This window comes from Thiospirochaeta perfilievii (assembly GCF_008329945.1).
GTDB classification, from domain to species: domain Bacteria; phylum Spirochaetota; class Spirochaetia; order DSM-2461; family DSM-2461; genus Thiospirochaeta; species Thiospirochaeta perfilievii.
On record NZ_CP035807.1, the window covers coordinates 428,830 to 446,508 of the forward strand.

Genomic DNA, 17,679 nt, shown 5'->3' on the forward strand with positions numbered 1-17,679 from the left:
TAACAACCATGTAGTATATAGATAATTTACAAAAATTTAATAGTATCACTAAAGATTTCAGACATGGTGGGATGTGGAAAGATTATCTGCTTTAATTGATCTATTGTTAACTCCTGTTTAACTGCTATAACAAAGTTAGATATTATCTCTGATACATCTGTTCCTATAATATGAGCACCTAAAATAATCCGGCTTTCCTTATCAGCTATAACAATACAAAGGCCATCTTTAAACCCGTTCTCCACTAGATATCGACCATTATTGTTTAAGTAATAGTTACTTTTTAATATATCTTTTCCCCTCTCCTTAGCTTCCCTTAGGGTAATCCCAACTGTTGCTATCTCAGGTTCACTATAAATAATAGAAGGTATTAAATCATAATTCATTTTACTAAGTGGATTAAACATATTGTTAACAGCAATCTCTGCCATCTTTATACCTCCATGGGCGAGAAAAGTCTTACCTGTTACATCCCCAGCGGCAAAAACTCCATCTAAATTAGTTCTCATATATTCATCTACTTTAATCCTCCCAGATTCAACTACACCTATAGACTCATACTCTTTTGAGTTGGGTATACGTCCAGTTGCAATTAAAACTTTATCGGCGGCTAAAGACTCTTGGTTGTTTTGCCATTTAAAGATAACACTATTATTTGTGATTTCACTTACAGTAACTCCCAATTTAATTGTAAAATCTATAGCTTTTAAAAAAATTGATGAAACTCTTTTTTCTATAGATGGCAGAAGCTGGTTATTATACTCCAAGACAGTAACATTACTTCCAATAGATGAAAAAATAGATGCAAACTCTAAGCCGATAACACCTGCTCCAATAATTACTAAATTATTAGGAATCTCCTTTAAGTTTAGAATAGATCTACTTGTAAGACAAAGATGGTTATTACTACCTTTAATATTTGGTATTAAGGATTTTGATCCCGCTGCAATTAAAATATTCTCACCTTTTAACTTCTTTCCATCAACTTCCACAACCTTATTGCCTAATAATCTAGCGTCTCCATATTCAACATCGATTTTTTTACTCTTTATCAAAGCGGATAGCCCTTGTTGTAACTGGGAAACCTTAAGATCTTTCCACTCTATTGCTTTAGATAGATCAAAAATAGTTTCTCTACTTACGACACCAAGATCATTTAAATTACTAATTTTTTTAAATAATTTTGAAGAGTGTAATAGGGACTTTGTTGGTATACAACCGGAGTTTAAACAAGTACCTCCAAGTTTAGACTTTTCAATTAATAAAACTTTCTTATCTAAGTTAGCTGCTTCTAATGCCCCGGTATATCCTGCAGGTCCTCCACCTATAACAATTAAATCGTACATCTTCCATCCTCTATTTGTTTTGTTAAATCTAATGCATTATATGAACTACGAACAAAGGGCCCAGAAGAGACACCTAAGAAGCCCATATCTAGAGCAATTTGTTTCCAGTTTTCAAATTCAAGGGGAGTGATATATTTTTTAACCGATAGATGGTTAGATGATGGTGGAAGATATTGGCCGATAGTTAATAGATCACACCTAACACTTCGTAAATCCTTTAATAGAGTTATTACGTCTCCCTCTTTTTCTCCCATGCCAAGTATTAGACCTGATTTTGTTACAATATTAGTGTTATTATCTTTTATATACTTCAATATGTTCAGACTTCTTTGATAATCTGCACCAATTCTAATATTAGGGTATAACCCCTCTACGGTCTCTATATTATGATTGATGACACTTGCTCCAGAGTTAAGAACCTTATCTATGGCACTTTTTTCACCCTTAAAATCTGGAATAAGTAATTCGATTGATGTTTCTGGGTTTATATCTTTTATTACTTTAGAGACATTATAAAAATGACCAGCTCCACCATCAACTAAATCATCCCTTGTAACAGATGTAATTACAACATATTTTAACTTTAGTAGATCTACAGCCTTAGCTATATTTTTAGGTTCATCTAGATTAATTTCTTCAGGTTTATCTTTTAATATATTACAAAACCTACAACCCCTTGTACACTTAGTTCCAAGGATCATAAATGTTGCGGTTCTATTATCGAAGCACTCCGCTCTATTAGGACACTTTGCGGCACTACAAACACTATTAAGATTCAAATCTAGCAGGGTTTTTTCCACAAATAAGATATCCTTTCCATTTAATACTTTTATTTTTAACCAAGCAGGCTTCCTAGCTTTTATCAATAAAAACACTCCATAAAGACAACTTCAATACTCTCTTTAATACTCTCTTTTACAGAATCTATATTAAGTTTTTTATTTAATACTTCTAAACTACTTGTAGCCTTAATATCTTTTAACCCACAGGGATTAATCCAATTAAAAGGTTCTAGATCCGTATTAATATTTATAGCAAGGCCATGAAGAGTAACACCGTTTTTTATCCTTACTCCAACACTTGCTATTTTTTTCCCATTAACCCATACACCATGATTAAGTTTATTTCGACTCCCTTCTACTCCAAATTTTTTAAGGGTAATAATTGTTATCTCCTCAAGTCTTCTTATATACTCTCTTACTCCTATTTTTATACTTTTAATTGATATAACTGGATATAGAATTATCTGACCTGGGCCATGGTAGGTAATATTTCCTCCCCTATCTGTAGGGACTAAATCTATTTTTTTATCTATTAAAAGATCAGTAGTTACTAGTAAATTCTCCTCTCCACCATTTTTACCTAGGGTAAATACAGGAGTGTGTTCTAATATAAAAAACTGATCTTCAATACTGCCCTTAACTCTACTTTTGTAGGTGTCTAACATTAGATCATAACTATTTTTATAACTTAAAAGACCAGACAATATATGAATATCCCCCAATTAAAACTCTCCCTTTAAAATTGGTTTTCTAGCTGCTAATGTTTCATCTACTCTCTCACATTTACAGTTTTTAGGAGAGTTAACTAAGATATTCCCATCCTCTTTTGCCTCTTTAGATATAGAGACCATAGCTTTTATAAAATTATCCAATGAAGTTCGGGATTCACTTTCTGTTGGTTCAATTAACATAGAACCGGTTACAACTAAAGGGAAATATATAGTTGGTGGATGAAATCCCTTATCTTCTAGTCTTTTTGCTATATCTAAAGTTGATACTCCAAACTTTTTTTGATTTTCATCATTAAAAAGGACCTCATGCATTGAGTCAGCATTATAAGGAAGATGATAATAATTTTTTAATCTAAACCTTATATAGTTTGCATTTAAAACAGAGTACTCTCCAACCTTTTTAAGACCATCCCTCCCCATGGATAATATATAGGTGTAGGCTTTTAAGATTACGGAAAAATTCCCATAAAAACCATGAACTCGCCCTATAGACTCTTTACAACTATAATCAAATGTGTATTTCCCACTGTTAAATACAACTTTTGGGTTAGGTAAGTATTTAGAAATGTGTCTTTTAACACATACAGGCCCTGCTCCAGGGCCACCACCACCATGGGGTGTTGAGAAGGTTTTATGTAAATTAATATGCATAGCATCAACACCTGTATCTGCAACCTTTACCTTACCTAATAGAGGATTAAGGTTTGCTCCATCACCATATACAAGACCACCACACCTATGAACTAATTCCGAAATATCCCTAATATTTTTTTCAAATATACCTAAAGTATTAGGATTTGTAATCATAATTCCTGCTATATTAGAACCAAGATACTTGGAGACTTCCTCTACAGTAAGGACCCCATCTATATTGGATTTTACAACCTGGATTTTAAAACCACAAAGGGAGGCTGAAGCTGGATTTGTTCCATGGGCAGAGTCTGGAATTAGTATAGTATCCCTTATTTTCTCTTCTCCATTATCCCGATGAAATTTCTTAAACATCATAAGAGATACTAGCTCCCCATGGGCACCTGCAGCAGGTTGAAGAGTTACATCATCCATTCCTGTTATCTCTTTTAAAAGTTCTCCTGTTTTAAATAGCACTTCCAAACAGCCCTGACTTAAGTCATTCCCCTGTAATGGGTGACAGTTAGTAAAGCCCTTTAAAGATGCAACTTTTTCATTTAATTTAGGATTATATTTCATGGTACAGGAACCTAAAGGGTATATGTTTGTATCAACACCATAGTTCCATGTAGAAAGCCTTGTAAAATGCCTTGATACTTCAGGCTCACTTAGACCAGGGAGTTTAAAACCTCTTCTTTTATGTTTTGATTTAAGTATAGTCTTACCTGTTTCACATCCAGGAATTGAAAAGCCTACACCTTGTCCATCACCAATCTCCCATAATAATGGTTCCTCATATATCATAAAACTCCTCCAATGGCCTCAATAAAACTATCTAAATCACTCTTTTTAAAGACCTCAGTAACAGTTATTAAAAAGGAGTTATCAGGAAGAGTTTTATCAACTACTTCTATTCCAGGGACATAACCTAAGTCAAAAAACTTTTTACTACTTAGTTCCCTAGGATAAGTTACAACAAACTCATTAAAGGTTTCACCAGAAAAATTTATTGAACAGCCTATTTTCAATAGTTCTCTTTTTAAATATTCACTATTATTATAATTTATTTCCCCAAGCTTTTTTAATCCAGAAGACCCAAGGAGGGATAGATAAATAATTACCCGAAGAACACATAATCCTTGATTGGAACAGATATTACTAGTAGCCCTCTCCCGCCTTATATGCTGCTCTCTAGTGGCTAAAGTTAGACAAAAACTTCTTTTACCATTTTTATCTACACTCTCTCCGACAAGCCTACCTGGGGCTAAACGTAATAACTTTTGACTAAAAGCAAAAACACCTAAGTATGGGCCGCCAAAACTCCTACTTAACCCAAAACTCTGCCCCTCACCACAGGCAATATCTGCTCCATAAATTCCAGGAGGATTAAAAATAGAGAATGCTAATATCTCAGAGAATATTGATATAAACAGAGTTTTTTCTTCTCCTATTCTAGGTTTAATTAGATCCTGATCCTCTATAACTCCAAAATAGTTAGGAGATTGAATTACAACAGATGCAATATCTTCTAAAGAGTCCATTTTATCTAGGTTTGTCTTCCCACTTTTATCAATATCCATAAAGATAACTTGAAACCCTATAGCCTCTTTATATGTATTTAATACTTCTAAATATCTTGGATTTATCGCTAATGAGACTAAAACCTTATCTCTTTTTGTTGCCCTAAGGGATAATAAAACACCTTCAACAAAACTTGTTGCTCCATCGTACATTGATGCATTTGAGTAATCCATACCAAGGTATTTTGAGATATATGTCTGATACTCAAATACAGCCTGAAGTGTTCCCTGGGATATCTCTGGTTGGTAGGGGGTATAAGATGTTAAAAACTCTGATCTAGAAGTTAAATAGTTAATAATATTTGGTATATAGTGACTATAACTTCCCCCTCCTAAAAATGATTTTCTACTATAATTCTTATCACTTACTTGTGTAAAATAATCAGTTAAATCCCACTCTGTTAAGCCATTGGCTATATTTAACTGATCCTTTAAAATTAGATCTTCTGGTATTGAAGAAAACAGTTCCGATATAGATTCTAACCCCAATGTTTTAAGCATATCCTCTACATCGTTTTTAGAATGGGGTAGATATCTCACACACTCCCCTCCGCAAGCTCTTTAGCTTTAGAGGCTGATAAAAGATCATCAAAATCATTAGGATTTTCAGCTTCAATCTTAACTATCCATGAGTTATACGGGTCACTATTAATAAGTTCTGGATTATCCTCTAATAGGGGATTTATCTCTATAACTTCACCATCAAAGGGCATATTTATCTCAGATACAGCTTTTGAAGACTCAAGTTCTCCTAAAGCACCATCTTTTTCAATTTTATCCCCAACTTCTGGAAAGTCAACATATACAATATCCCCTAATTGATTTTGTGCAAAATCGGAAATACCTACTATAAAAATATCACCCTCTTTTTTAATCCACTCATGACTAATTGCATACTTTAACTCATCTGGGTAACTACTCATACTCTCTCCTAATTCGATTTATTGACAATCTAGCGGTTCTATTTGGTCTTATATTTTTGACTATTTGAACTTTCAACTCTCTTTTTCCATCATTTAATATAACAATATCCCCATACTCTAAAGGTATATTTACTCTTATAAAACCTGAAACAAGCCCCTTCACACTATAATCCCTAGGTAAGTTGTCTGAAGTAATAGATAGAATCTCTTCATCAATCCTAGTAATGGAGACCTCTGTAACACATGTCAAAACCCTCCCAATAATACTTTTGTTAAATAGAACATCACCCTTTGTCGATTCGTGTAATTTTCTAACATCGTACCCGACATAGGAGTAGGTATAAAAAGGTGAGTTTAAAAATCTATTTTCTACACAAAAATCCCATGGGGTATTACCAAAAGGCCACGGACCAATATCCTGATGGGAAAGGGGCAACCCAGCTCCTGTTCGTAGAGAGTCTCTAGATGCTAAACCACAGGGTGTAATACCCAAATCTGAACCAAGTTCTAATAAGGTATCCCAAAGTTTTGGAGCTTTATCACTCTCCACATATAATTCAAACCCAAACTCACCTGTATATCCAGACCTTGAGATAAGGATATTTCCATTATCAAATGAACCTTTAAATGTAAAGTATCCAAAGTTATTAAATAGTTCTTCCCCCATATAATTCTCTAATAGTTTAAGGGATTTGGGCCCTTGCACATCAATTTTTGCTAAACGATGGCTATAATTAACTATTTTGCATCTATATAGGTCAAATGATTTTAGATGGTTAATTACTATTTCATCCATACCACAATTAACTATTACAAAAAACTTATTTTCTGAGAATTTATATATAACAGAGTCATCTATAACAAAATTTTTATCATCAAGGAAAAGCCCATAAATTAGGTGATTAACTTTTAAATGATCCAAAACCCTAGAAAATGATAAATCTAATAATTCTGAAACTTCACCACCTTCTATTGTAAAAAAAGACATGTGGCTAGTATCAAAAATTCCCACATCCTTTAGAACTGATAGATGTTCATTTTTTGCAGATTTGTACCATAAAGGCATGTTATATCCATTAAAACTAGCCATTTTTCCATTAAGACTCTTATGTTTATTAATTAATACAGTCTCTTTCATTTTATTTCCTGTAGTGCTGAACATGGAATTTTAGTATTAAACTCTTTATAAACTACAAATGTTTCAACTCCCAAGATATCACTAATTAAATTCATCTCTTTTAAATAAAAATCTGCTAAAGAATAGGAATCACTTAATAAGACAGTAGCCATTAGATCAAAACGTCCAGTTACTACTAAAACATTTAAGACACTAGGTAGATTACTAATCTCCTCCCCCTTTCCTACTAAATCCATAGTAGATAGCTTAATACCTATTTGAACCATACTATAACCAGGAAGAGCCTCTAGATCTACTTGTCCCCTTATTTCTAATACTCCTGATTCAATAAGTGAGTTAACCCTATTTCGAACAGTTCCCTCTGAAAGATTTAAATTATCAGCAATTTTCTGAAAGGACTCTCGACCATCTTTAAGGTTTTGTAATATTTTAAATGAAGTATCATCTATATCCATATCTTAAATTATACACAATATTTTTAGTAAAACCAGCAAAATAAGCTGTTTAAATCAAAAATATCCTTAAAAACATCAGCTATTCTAAAAAAAATAGTTAAAGGATATAATTATAAAATGAGAGAAAAATTAATTAAGCTGACAAAAGAACTTATAAACACTAACAGTGTAAGTTCTAATTCAAATAAGTCTATTATTGAAATATTCACGAGACTATTTAAAATTAACAATTTTGATATAGAAGAGATAAACTATTTAGATGATAATGGTGAAAAAAAATATAACCTTGTAGCAAGAAAAGGACATAAAAGTGGAGGGCTGGCTTTTTTAATACACTCAGATACTGTACCACTAGCTAATAATTCCCAACTAAACCCCTATATAGAAGATGGAAAATTATTTGGACGAGGGGCTTGCGATATGAAGGGACCTGCTGCGGCTTCTATCTTAGCAGGAATAGAAGAAGACAATCTAAACTATTCACTTACATATATTATTACAGCAGATGAAGAGATTGGCTGTTTTGGTGCTGATTTTGTTGTAAAAAACTCTAAACTATTAAAAGAGTTTCCACCTAAGTGGGGTATAGCCACCGAACCTACAGAGTTAGTACCTATATATGCTCATAAAGGATTATGTAGTATATCAGTGGAGGCTGATGGGATTGCAGCACACTCAAGTACTTCTATGGGAGAGAGTGCCAATTTTAAAATGATTCCATTTTTATATTATATCTCTAAACTTAAAGAAAAGTACAAAAATGATAAATCATATCAAAATATGGAGTTTAATCCTCCAACAAATACTCTAAACCTTACAATTAGCGATTTAAACTGTGCACCTAATGTTACACCAGCAAAGAGTATATGTAAGATCTGTTTTAGAACTATGCCCCAGAGTAAAACTGATGAAATTATAACTGATATTAAAAATAAAGCGGCAGAACTTGGACTAAGTTTTAGTTATCTATTATTAGATTCAATACATAGTGACCCAGAGTCAATTTTTGTTAAAACCTGTAAGAAGTTAACGAACAGAGAGCCTAGTACAGTCGCATACTTAACTGACGCTTGTCACTTTTCAAAAATTCTAACACCTATTGTTTTAGGTCCTGGTTCTATAAAGAGAGCCCATACAAAGGGTGAGTATATAGAGGTTGATGAACTATATACGGGATATAAATTATACCGAAAAATATTAAGAGAACTAAGCAGGATTTAAATGGATTTTTACATAATTTCAATTTTAACAATTGTAGGATTTATAGCGGGCTTTATAGACAGTATCGCAGGAGGTGGTGGATTAATAGCTCTTCCAGCATATCTTTTAGCCGGGGTTCCCCCTCAAGTAGCCCTTGGAACAAATAAGTTTCAAGGAACTCTAGGAACATCCGTTGCAACAATCAATTTTATTCGTAATGGAAAGGTTTCTGTTAAAATTGTTTTATCTGGTATATTTTTTGCTCTATCTGGAGCCTTTATAGGTTCTAAATTAATTCTAACCCTTGATGTTGAAGTTGTTGGAAGAGTTATTATTTTTTTACTTCCATTGGGGATTTTTGCGACTCTATACCCTAGACAGGGAGTTATGCCTTTTAAACAGTTAGGTCCTAGGGATTATCTGTTAACAATTCCTATAATTTGCCTTTCTATAGGTTTTTATGATGGTTTTTTTGGTCCTGGGACCGGTTCATTTCTAACTTTAGCCTTTTATACCTTCTTAAAACTAAACTTTGTAGAAGCCAATGCTAATGCTAAGGTATTTAATCTAATGTCAAATTTAGGGGCATTAATTTCTTTTCTTATTGGTGGAAAAGTTCTTTTTATTTTAGCTATACCAATGGCACTATCAAATATGGTTGGGAATTTTGTAGGTTCTCACTTGGTATTAAAACAAGGTGAAAAAGTAATTAAGTTTTTTTTAATTATTATACTAATTATATTGATAATTACACTAGCCATTAAGTATTTTTAATTTGTATTTTATTTAAGAATTAAATTAAATAACATTTAAATTGAATGATGGAATCTTCATAAATTTATTGGGGTTGAAATTACGGAATATAGATTCTCTAAATAGAAACCTCCAGTTTCCTGGAGGTATTAAAAAATTATTTTACAGATTTGTTTCCAACTAATTTAGCTGTTTCATCCATTGTAAATGCATCTAATTGAGCTTGAGTAGAAAAGTAAATATCACCTTCAACTGTTGAAGATTTATCTAAAGAAAAACCATCAGCCTCTACGTAAATATCACCTTTAAAAGTACCACCTGTGATTCTAAAGTTAGGACTTTTAACAATCATTTTTGGTGCAGTTACAGTGTACTGCTCAGTAATTACACGATTTTCATCTTGAGTATAAAGTGCTAACTTTCTATCAACTACATCTCTGTTAGTAAATTCACCCTCAACAACTAGAGTTTCGTTAACTACTACATCGTTTAATGTTGCTGCTAACCAAGCTCCATCTGCAGATACAGCTTTTAATAAAGCTTCGCCATTGTCAACAATAGATGCTGTTGTAACAACATCAGCTTCTTTTACTTCCGCAACAACTTTAGCTTCTTCAGCTTTTTTAGAACAACCTGTGAATGCTAATGATACAACTGCAATAGCAACCATTAAAAAAATGTTTTTTTTCATTTCTCTCTCCTTAATATAATAAGTATATCTCTATACTAATTTTCTAAACAAAAAAGCTGATAATAAATGAACCAGCCCATAAAACTCCAAAAACTAAGAGGTTTTTAACTGCTACGATAAAGGTTTCAGCCTTGATTTGAACACTTAAAAAAACTTTTATGTTTTTATATATTGGAATTGCTGCAATTAAAACCAGATAATTTTCAACTGGTAATATTTTAAAAACAACCCCTATAATTACAACTATAAATGGTAAAATATTTAATAATACATATATCAATAGAGAGTTTTTTTTACCTATATAATATGGTAATGTATATCTCCTATTAATCACATCATCATCTAAGTCACAAATATTATTTGCCAACATGATATTAGATATTAAAAATATAAGAGGCAGCGATATAAAAAATATAGATAACATCTCTTCTAAATTTACATTTAAGCTTAACATTAAACTACTTAAATCAGCGCTAATAATATTAGTATCAAAGACCTGTATATAAACCGTAAGAAAGAGTATTAATCCTCCCATTACAACACCAGAGAATAACTCTCCAAAGGGTGTTCTTGAAATAGGGATAGGACCATATGAGTAAGTTACACCTATGGCAAAACTTAAAATCCCTACAAATAGAACAACCAGATCAGTAATTAAAAAGAGGATTATCCCTAAAAAAGAACCAAGAATAAGCAGTGTAATTATTGTTACTAACGCTGCTTTTTCACTAATACCATCTCTAACCATTGCATTGTGGATTTCATAGTTGTAGCCATCCTTCTTAATAGCTTTTTTATAATCCATAAAATTATTTATAGCTGTAGTAGCTAAGTCAATACATAACAGACTAACAAAAAATATTAAAAAAACTAAGATATCAAATCTACCGTATCGATGAAGTGTAAACAGCGTTCCAATAAGTAGTGGAAACAGACTTGCTACTTTAGTTTGTATCTCTACAAGTTTAAAAAATGATTTTAAATTCATTAAAACTCCTATTTAACCCTATCTATAAGCCTTGGCAAAAGCTCCATAAGAAGGTCATAACCACTATTTTTTGGAAGCCTATTAATAACTTGTAATGCTCTATCATGATACCTAATGGCTAAATTTCTACACTTCTCTATAGCACCTGATTTTTTTATTAGTAAAATTACTTGTTGTATATTATTCTCGTCTATACCACAACTAAATATCTCTCTAATTGAATCTTTATACTCAGATTCATCATTTAGTGCAAATATCACAGGAAGACAGTAGTAACCCTTTAAAATATCAGATCTTAAATCCTTACCTACCTCTTCCTCGTCACCTATAAAATCTAGTAAATCATCAACTATTTGGAAAGCCATCCCTAGTTGATAACCAGCATGTGCTAACCGTTTTATTGTTTTATCATCAGCTTTTGTTATATAAGATCCAGCACTTAAAGAGATAGCAAAAAGTGCTGCTGTTTTACCAGAAACAACTCTTAAGTATCCAAAAAGAGAGGTATTCATATTATACCTATTTTTAAACTGTAAAATCTCTCCAATACAAATTCTACTAACAACTTTTGCTAGGGCAATAGCCAACTCTTTTGGGACGTTAAGCTCTGTTAATAGTAAAAAACATTTACTTAATAGATAGTCCCCCATATAAATAGCATACTCCTTAGAGTATTTAGACTGAATAGACTCTTTACCTCTACGCAGTTTTGCTTCATCTATAACATCATCGTGGAGTAGCGTTGCTACATGTAGGGTTTCAATTGCTGTTGCAATATCAACTAAATCATCACCCTTTTTTTTGTATAATTTACCAAACCTGCTACCTATCAATAATAAAATGGGGCGTAACATCTTACCCCCATCCTCTAATAAATAATCCAAAGATTCATTAAAGTAGTTATTACCACTTTTCAAATCTTTTTGTAACTTATCTTTAATAGCATTAAGTTGGTTATTTAGGGTTTTATCCTCAAACCAATCTAACATAGAACCTCATTTTTATAAGTCAGTAAATAAATACCATTTTTTAACAAACTTAAGTTTTCTCCATCTTTTATTTAGGAATGGAAGAACATAATAATCTAAACCAAATGTTGAACCACTACCACCTATCATAGCAATACCACCAGCGATAAACCATAACATCTCAAACGGAGCCATTCCTGAAGCCCAAATCATAATTCCCATAACTACCGAAATAATTGATGCTAAAGCTGTAAAAAGTCCACCTAAAAGACATAAACCAACAACAATCTCTGCTAGAACCATTCCTGTTTGGAATATAACAGCCATAAATGTAAATTCACCAGTAGAAGTATAGAATATCAAGTTCATTGACCAATCAACAATACTAGTAATAAATTCTGGTACAGCTAAGGCTTTTACAGCTTCTGTTGCAGCTTCTGAAGTAGCACCAGTTACATCAACCTTTGAGGCTAACAGAAAAATATAAGTTGGATCAGCAACTATTTTTATTAACTTCTCAATACCCTCATATAACCACATTCCACCTAAAAACATTCTAAATGGAACTAACCAAAAATTCGGTGATCGTTTAGCAAAATGTCCACCAAGAAAGCTTCTTCTATCTTCAACATGGAAAAATTCATACATCCAGTATTTCCACAACTTATGGAATCCAGCAACCTCAACAAAGTAGATAAAGTTGACAAAATGTTTAATAAACATAGCTAAGAAACCAGAAAATACAAACTCTCTTTTAGTTGTATTAATCTGAGCAACTCCATATTTACCACCAATACTAACCATGGCACCATGAAATGCAGGTTTATATGATTTCAACTCTTTTTCTTTAATTGTTGCTTCAATATTATTTGCAACTGTTGCAGAGGAGTGTTCTGCATTTTCAACCATCTGTGGAACAGGTTTATCACTACCCTCTGGGATATAAAATATATTATCACCTACAACAAAAACATCTTCTTTGTTTTTTGCCCGTAAAAACTCATCAGTTTGAACACGATTTCTAGCCAGGATCTCAAGATTATCATCTTCTATAGAACCAATAATATCTGAACCTTCAACACCTGCTGCCCATATTACAGTATTAGTTTCGATTTTACCCTTTCCGTCTATTTCAATACAGTCTTTAGTAACATCTTTGACACCAGAATTAAGCATGATTTCAACATTCATCTTTTCAAGTCGTTTAGTTGTTTTATCAATAAGTTTAGGGTGGAAATTTGGAAGAACTTTTGGAAGTAAATCTGCAACTATCATTCTAACCTCATTCTCTGAAATATTAAATGTATGACAAAGTCTCTCTCGCCACTCAGCTAATTCACCAATCATTTCGATTCCAGTAAATCCACAACCAATTACAACAAAAGTTAATAGTCTTTTCCTAATAAAAGGGTCTGTTTCTACACTAGCTTTTCCAAAAACTTCCCACATATGGTGTTTAATTTTTACAGCATCTTCATAGGACCATAGAGGGAAAGCGTGCTCTTCTGCACCTTTATTACCCCAGAAAGTAGGTTTTGAACCAGTACCTAATACTAAATAGTCATATTTTGTACATGTAACACGGCCCTCAAGAACTTTCTTATCAAAATCAATTGAATGGATATCATCTAAAATTACATCAACGTTTCTACCTGCAAATATCTTATCGAAGTTTATTCTAACCCCATCCTCAGGTATTCTTCCTGCTGCAACCTCATGTAGCTCTGTTAGCATAGTATGATAAGTATTTTTATCAATTAAAGTAATTTTAACTTCTTCACTCTTCTTAAATTTTTTCGCTAGCTTTTTAGCGGTGAGTACACCTCCGTAACCACCACCTAGGACTACAATATGTTTTGCTTTATCCATTTTGACTTCTCCCTTTACTATTTAAATACTAGACTAAAACTAGTATTTATCAATTTAAAATTCTCTTTCATTTCCTTAGGTAGATAAATTTTAGAATCCTTGGTTATATATATAACATATACTCCGCCAATTTTTTTCGCTAATTCTAGACCACTATCTATATCCATCTGAAAAAATATAGTTGACAGAGCATCCCCATCAATCCCCTTATCTGTAATAACTGTTACAGAAGATACATCAGTTACAGCTGGAAACCCACTAACTCTATTAATAATATGATGGTATCTCTTACCATCAACTTCAAAATATCTCTCGTAATCACCACTTGAAATTATTGATTTATTTTTTAGCTCAATGGTACCTAGATAAGAGTTCCTATTATCAAAAGGATTTTGTATTCCCACAATAAAATCACTACCATTTGGTTTATTACCAATTAACTTTACATTACCACCTAAATTAATTATGCCACTATCAACACCATTTTGCACTAAATATTCTGCAACAATATCTGCAGCATACCCCTTAGCAATACCTCCAAGGTCTATAGACATACCCTTATCCATGGATATGGAGTTTTGATCTATTTTGATATTTTTATAATTAACTAAAGGAATTCTCTTATTAATATCCTTAATATCAGGAACTTCAAAACCACCACTTCCTATTTTCCATAATTTAACAAGTGGGCCTATAGAAATATCAAAGAGACCATTTGATAAGTCTCCATAATATAGTCCTTTTTTTATTACACTTAAAGTTGAATTTGTTAACTCTACTGGAGATATTCCAGCGTTTAAGTTTATTTGGGAGACATCACTACTATCGATATTAACTGACATCTTCTTTTCTATATCTAACAATATATCAAATGATCCATCTAATAATTCTCTACTATTATCCGCCCAAATATTAATTGTTACAAATGTACCTAAAATAAACTTTGTATCACTTACAGGCTTATTGTTAACATCTTTTTTTTCACAACCAAGGAGTAAAAAAATGGTTATAAATGTATATATCTTAATTAATCTCATCGACTACCTAAATCCTACCCAAGGAGTATACTATGTTAAGAATCTATTGTCACTATATATTCTGTCTTTTGAATAAAATATTATCTATCTAGATAGGATATTCTACTAAGCAATCCAGGTTTATTAAGAGTGACCCTATTTCGACCTAGCTCCTTTGATCGGTATAGTGCCTCATCAGCCTTATTTATTAAATAACTAACATCATGATTTGTTGCCCAATTAAAAACTGTTACCCCAATGCTTATTGTTACTTTCAAGTCATTCTCTTCGTAAGATATAGATAAGTCCTGGATAGATTTACGAATTCTTTCTGCAATTATAGTTGCTTCTACGCTTTTAGTCTCTGGCAGAAGAACAGTAAACTCCTCCCCCCCAAACCGAGAAATGACATCTTCCTCTCTTAAAACCTCTTTTAACTTATTTGCAATAGCACAAATAACTACATCTCCAGCTATATGGCCGTAGGTATCATTAAAGTTTTTAAATTTATCAATATCCATCATCATAAGCGTAAAACACTCACTTCTTCTTTTTGCTCTAGCAATCTCTTCATTAACTCTTCGAATGAAAAATGTATGATTATATAAACCTGTTTTTAAATCTTTTACAGAGTGCTCATAATGAATATTATTTTGTATTCCTATTGAGATAAATTTCATCAATCGATCAATATATGAAACCTCTTCGTTAGTGTAATCTTCATCTAAAATTTTAGGCCCAAACAATACTAATCCATATAGTCCTGAGTGACCAATTATTGGAATAATAATCTCGGTATTAATCTTCTTAAAACATTTTACTAGTGTAGAATCCTTAATTTCGGACTCAAAAATATAATAACTAATTGTTGAGTTATGATTTTTGAAAAACTCTTCAAAGGGTTCTAAGCTTTTAAGCTCAATATCCATAGTAACTTTTTTTAAGTTTTTAAAATAAAGAACTTTTAATTTATTATTAATGATTTCTTGATTAATAATTATAACAAGATCAGAGGGTATAAATTTTGATGAAAGGCACTCTATTAAATAGTCTACTAACTCTGTAATAGATTTTTTTGTTGATATTGTATATGCATCTTCAATTAAGTTTTCTAACTCTTTATTCTCAATTTTCTGTTTTTGAATATAGTCAAAGATCCCTATATCATTTAATAAACTATAATTTTTAATATATAAAGGATTAAGTGATATATCTTCAAACTCCATAAAGAGAGATTATACCATAATTAACTTTTTTTAAATAGAAATTTACTCAATAATCTCCTGAACTCGACCAATTATACCAGATTCTAATCTAACTTTTATCCCATGGGGGTGAAAACTTGATTTAGTTAACAGATCTTTTACAATACCATTAGTTAAAATACCACTTCGTTGATTACTCTTTTCTACAATATTTACCTCTATACCAGGCTTTATATCTTCTCTATTTTGTCCATTCATTATTTTAACCACCTTTTAATTTTTTTAAGAAAGACTATTTAGGAATTAAAACAAATTTCCCAAAATGCTTTCTAAGAGAGAGCTCTTTTTGTGCCTTAGCAATATCCTCTAAGGGATAAGTTCCAGCTATATGTGGGTGTATTAACCCTTTTTCAATATATTGTATTAACCTGGGAAAACTATCTTCATCCCACGCAGTACATCCATAAAGTGTAATATCCTTTAAATATATCTGTCTTAAGTCAATATCTACAATTGGTCCTGCTATAGCTCCTGAGGTGACAACTCTTCCACCTGGACGTATAAGGGATATAAGTTTTGAAAAGTTATCTCCTGCAACATTATCCACTAGCAGATCAATACTCTTCTCACCAATTTTTTCAACTAAATTTTCAGACCTATCCAGTACAATATCAGCCCCAGCATTTTTAAGAACTTCCATTTTTGACTTTGAAGTTATTGCTATAACTTTTGCTTTACGTATCTTTGCTAATTCTACTGTAGCAGAACCTATACCCCCTGAAGCTCCTGTAATACATACAGTCTCACCTTCCTTTAATTTAGCTCTGCCTAACATGTTCTCCGCAGTACCATAGGCACATGGGATAGCTCCTAACTCTACATCTGTTAAACTACTATTAATTGGGAAAACCTCTTTTTTGGGAACAACCACATACTGGGCAAATGCACCATTAAAATCTGAGCCCATCCATATATGGTCCTTAGATTCAAATCCAGAAGTTCTCATTGATGGTCTAATTAAAACCTTCTTTCCAATAAGCGAGCTACTATCATTTTCATCTATAACAACTAAGCCATAACAATCAGTTCCCTGAATAAAAGGAAATGGAGTTTTCTCCCCCCAGCCACCATCGGTAACACTACTCTCTCCAGTAGTACTATTTGTACCTTTATTAACAGAGGATGAATACCAGCCTAAACGGGTATTAATTTCAGTATTGTTAACTCCACAAGCTAATACTTTAATTAAAACCTCCCCCTTTTTAGGTTTAGGGGTTGGAACTTGACAATAATCTAATTTATCATATCCTCCTACTCCAAGAGTTACCACTGCAAACATTTTATCTGGGATTATCATAACTTAATAATAGTATAGTTTAGCATCCTATAACAAGATGTGAACTA

18 protein-coding genes are annotated in these 17,679 nt (G+C 32.2%); 2 read left to right on the forward strand and 16 right to left on the reverse strand.

Annotated features, from left to right (window positions below; translation table 11 throughout):
• Nucleotides 1-26: 26 nt before the first annotated feature.
• The 8 genes from lpdA to EW093_RS01945 are packed head-to-tail and all read right to left on the reverse strand — an operon-like array spanning nucleotide 27 to nucleotide 7,585.
• Nucleotides 27-1,346 (reverse strand): dihydrolipoyl dehydrogenase, encoded by a 1,320-nt coding sequence (gene lpdA, locus EW093_RS01910; RefSeq protein WP_149566763.1) that lies wholly within the window; start codon nucleotides 1,344-1,346, stop codon nucleotides 27-29.
• Nucleotides 1,334-2,212, reverse strand: a complete 879-nt coding sequence (lipA, locus tag EW093_RS01915; protein WP_223111633.1) for a lipoyl synthase — start codon at nucleotides 2,210-2,212, stop codon at nucleotides 1,334-1,336. The genes lpdA and lipA overlap by 13 nt, the downstream gene beginning before the upstream one ends.
• On the reverse strand, nucleotides 2,209-2,850 hold the full coding sequence (gene lipB / locus EW093_RS01920; protein WP_149566764.1) for a lipoyl(octanoyl) transferase LipB: 642 nt from the start codon (nucleotides 2,848-2,850) through the stop codon (nucleotides 2,209-2,211). The genes lipA and lipB overlap by 4 nt, the downstream gene beginning before the upstream one ends.
• The gene (gcvPB, locus tag EW093_RS01925; protein ID WP_149566765.1) at nucleotides 2,851-4,293 is read right to left on the reverse strand and encodes an aminomethyl-transferring glycine dehydrogenase subunit GcvPB; all 1,443 of its coding nucleotides are present in this window, start codon (nucleotides 4,291-4,293) and stop codon (nucleotides 2,851-2,853) included.
• Entirely contained in the window at nucleotides 4,290-5,609 is a 1,320-nt protein-coding gene (gene gcvPA, locus EW093_RS01930) for an aminomethyl-transferring glycine dehydrogenase subunit GcvPA (protein ID WP_149566766.1), read from the reverse strand. Before gcvPA ends, gcvPB begins: the two co-directional genes overlap by 4 nt.
• Entirely contained in the window at nucleotides 5,606-5,992 is a 387-nt protein-coding gene (gene gcvH, locus EW093_RS01935) for a glycine cleavage system protein GcvH (RefSeq protein ID WP_149566767.1), read from the reverse strand. Before gcvH ends, gcvPA begins: the two co-directional genes overlap by 4 nt.
• On the reverse strand, nucleotides 5,985-7,130 hold the full coding sequence (locus tag EW093_RS01940; protein ID WP_187759789.1) for an aminomethyl transferase family protein: 1,146 nt from the start codon (nucleotides 7,128-7,130) through the stop codon (nucleotides 5,985-5,987). The genes gcvH and EW093_RS01940 overlap by 8 nt, the downstream gene beginning before the upstream one ends.
• Entirely contained in the window at nucleotides 7,127-7,585 is a 459-nt protein-coding gene (locus EW093_RS01945; protein WP_149566769.1) for an Lrp/AsnC family transcriptional regulator, read from the reverse strand. The genes EW093_RS01940 and EW093_RS01945 overlap by 4 nt, the downstream gene beginning before the upstream one ends.
• A gap of 117 nt (nucleotides 7,586-7,702) precedes the next feature.
• On the opposite strand from EW093_RS01945, the gene EW093_RS01950 reads away from it, so the two are divergent.
• Nucleotides 7,703-8,806, forward strand: a complete 1,104-nt coding sequence (locus tag EW093_RS01950; protein WP_149566770.1) for a M20 family metallopeptidase — start codon at nucleotides 7,703-7,705, stop codon at nucleotides 8,804-8,806.
• Entirely contained in the window at nucleotides 8,807-9,559 is a 753-nt protein-coding gene (locus EW093_RS01955) for a TSUP family transporter (RefSeq protein ID WP_149566771.1), read from the forward strand.
• A gap of 136 nt (nucleotides 9,560-9,695) precedes the next feature.
• On the opposite strand, the gene EW093_RS01960 is transcribed toward EW093_RS01955, so the two are convergent.
• From EW093_RS01960 to EW093_RS01995, 8 genes are all read right to left on the reverse strand, one after another.
• On the reverse strand, nucleotides 9,696-10,229 hold the full coding sequence (locus tag EW093_RS01960) for a hypothetical protein (RefSeq protein WP_149566772.1): 534 nt from the start codon (nucleotides 10,227-10,229) through the stop codon (nucleotides 9,696-9,698).
• 43 nt (nucleotides 10,230-10,272) lie between these two features.
• Nucleotides 10,273-11,217, reverse strand: a complete 945-nt coding sequence (locus EW093_RS01965) for a 1,4-dihydroxy-2-naphthoate polyprenyltransferase (protein WP_149566773.1) — start codon at nucleotides 11,215-11,217, stop codon at nucleotides 10,273-10,275.
• A gap of 8 nt (nucleotides 11,218-11,225) precedes the next feature.
• Nucleotides 11,226-12,206, reverse strand: a complete 981-nt coding sequence (locus EW093_RS01970) for a polyprenyl synthetase family protein (protein ID WP_149566774.1) — start codon at nucleotides 12,204-12,206, stop codon at nucleotides 11,226-11,228.
• Between the two features lie 12 nt (nucleotides 12,207-12,218).
• Complete coding sequence (locus tag EW093_RS01975) at nucleotides 12,219-14,054, reverse strand: FAD-dependent oxidoreductase (protein WP_149566775.1); 1,836 nt, start codon at nucleotides 14,052-14,054, stop codon at nucleotides 12,219-12,221.
• 17 nt (nucleotides 14,055-14,071) lie between these two features.
• Complete coding sequence (locus tag EW093_RS01980; RefSeq protein WP_149566776.1) at nucleotides 14,072-15,091, reverse strand: FAD:protein FMN transferase; 1,020 nt, start codon at nucleotides 15,089-15,091, stop codon at nucleotides 14,072-14,074.
• 80 nt (nucleotides 15,092-15,171) lie between these two features.
• Nucleotides 15,172-16,296: a GGDEF domain-containing protein gene (locus EW093_RS01985; protein ID WP_149566777.1), complete on the reverse strand. Its 1,125-nt coding sequence runs from the start codon at nucleotides 16,294-16,296 to the stop codon at nucleotides 15,172-15,174.
• Between the two features lie 42 nt (nucleotides 16,297-16,338).
• On the reverse strand, nucleotides 16,339-16,533 hold the full coding sequence (locus tag EW093_RS01990) for a YwbE family protein (RefSeq protein ID WP_149566778.1): 195 nt from the start codon (nucleotides 16,531-16,533) through the stop codon (nucleotides 16,339-16,341).
• Nucleotides 16,534-16,567: 34 nt separating this feature from the next.
• Entirely contained in the window at nucleotides 16,568-17,632 is a 1,065-nt protein-coding gene (locus tag EW093_RS01995; RefSeq protein ID WP_223111634.1) for an alcohol dehydrogenase family protein, read from the reverse strand.
• Between the last annotated feature and the right edge of the window lie 47 nt (nucleotides 17,633-17,679).

Excerpts from the sequence above, each read along its gene's own strand:
- lpdA (WP_149566763.1), bottom strand. The coding sequence starts at position 1,346 with ATGTACGATTTAATTGTTATAGGTGGAGGACCTGCAGGATATACCGGG.
- gcvPB (WP_149566765.1), bottom strand. The coding sequence starts at position 4,293 with ATGATATATGAGGAACCATTATTATGGGAGATTGGTGATGGACAAGGT.
- gcvH (WP_149566767.1), bottom strand. The coding sequence starts at position 5,992 with ATGAGTAGTTACCCAGATGAGTTAAAGTATGCAATTAGTCATGAGTGG.
- EW093_RS01940 (WP_187759789.1), bottom strand. The coding sequence starts at position 7,130 with ATGAAAGAGACTGTATTAATTAATAAACATAAGAGTCTTAATGGAAAA.
- EW093_RS01945 (WP_149566769.1), bottom strand. The coding sequence starts at position 7,585 with ATGGATATAGATGATACTTCATTTAAAATATTACAAAACCTTAAAGAT.
- EW093_RS01950 (WP_149566770.1), top strand. The coding sequence starts at position 7,703 with ATGAGAGAAAAATTAATTAAGCTGACAAAAGAACTTATAAACACTAAC.
- EW093_RS01955 (WP_149566771.1), top strand. The coding sequence starts at position 8,807 with ATGGATTTTTACATAATTTCAATTTTAACAATTGTAGGATTTATAGCG.
- EW093_RS01960 (WP_149566772.1), bottom strand. The coding sequence starts at position 10,229 with ATGAAAAAAAACATTTTTTTAATGGTTGCTATTGCAGTTGTATCATTA.
- EW093_RS01965 (WP_149566773.1), bottom strand. The coding sequence starts at position 11,217 with ATGAATTTAAAATCATTTTTTAAACTTGTAGAGATACAAACTAAAGTA.
- EW093_RS01970 (WP_149566774.1), bottom strand. The coding sequence starts at position 12,206 with ATGTTAGATTGGTTTGAGGATAAAACCCTAAATAACCAACTTAATGCT.
- EW093_RS01975 (WP_149566775.1), bottom strand. The coding sequence starts at position 14,054 with ATGGATAAAGCAAAACATATTGTAGTCCTAGGTGGTGGTTACGGAGGT.
- EW093_RS01980 (WP_149566776.1), bottom strand. The coding sequence starts at position 15,091 with ATGAGATTAATTAAGATATATACATTTATAACCATTTTTTTACTCCTT.
- EW093_RS01985 (WP_149566777.1), bottom strand. The coding sequence starts at position 16,296 with ATGGAGTTTGAAGATATATCACTTAATCCTTTATATATTAAAAATTAT.
- EW093_RS01990 (WP_149566778.1), bottom strand. The coding sequence starts at position 16,533 with ATGAATGGACAAAATAGAGAAGATATAAAGCCTGGTATAGAGGTAAAT.
- EW093_RS01995 (WP_223111634.1), bottom strand. The coding sequence starts at position 17,632 with ATGATAATCCCAGATAAAATGTTTGCAGTGGTAACTCTTGGAGTAGGA.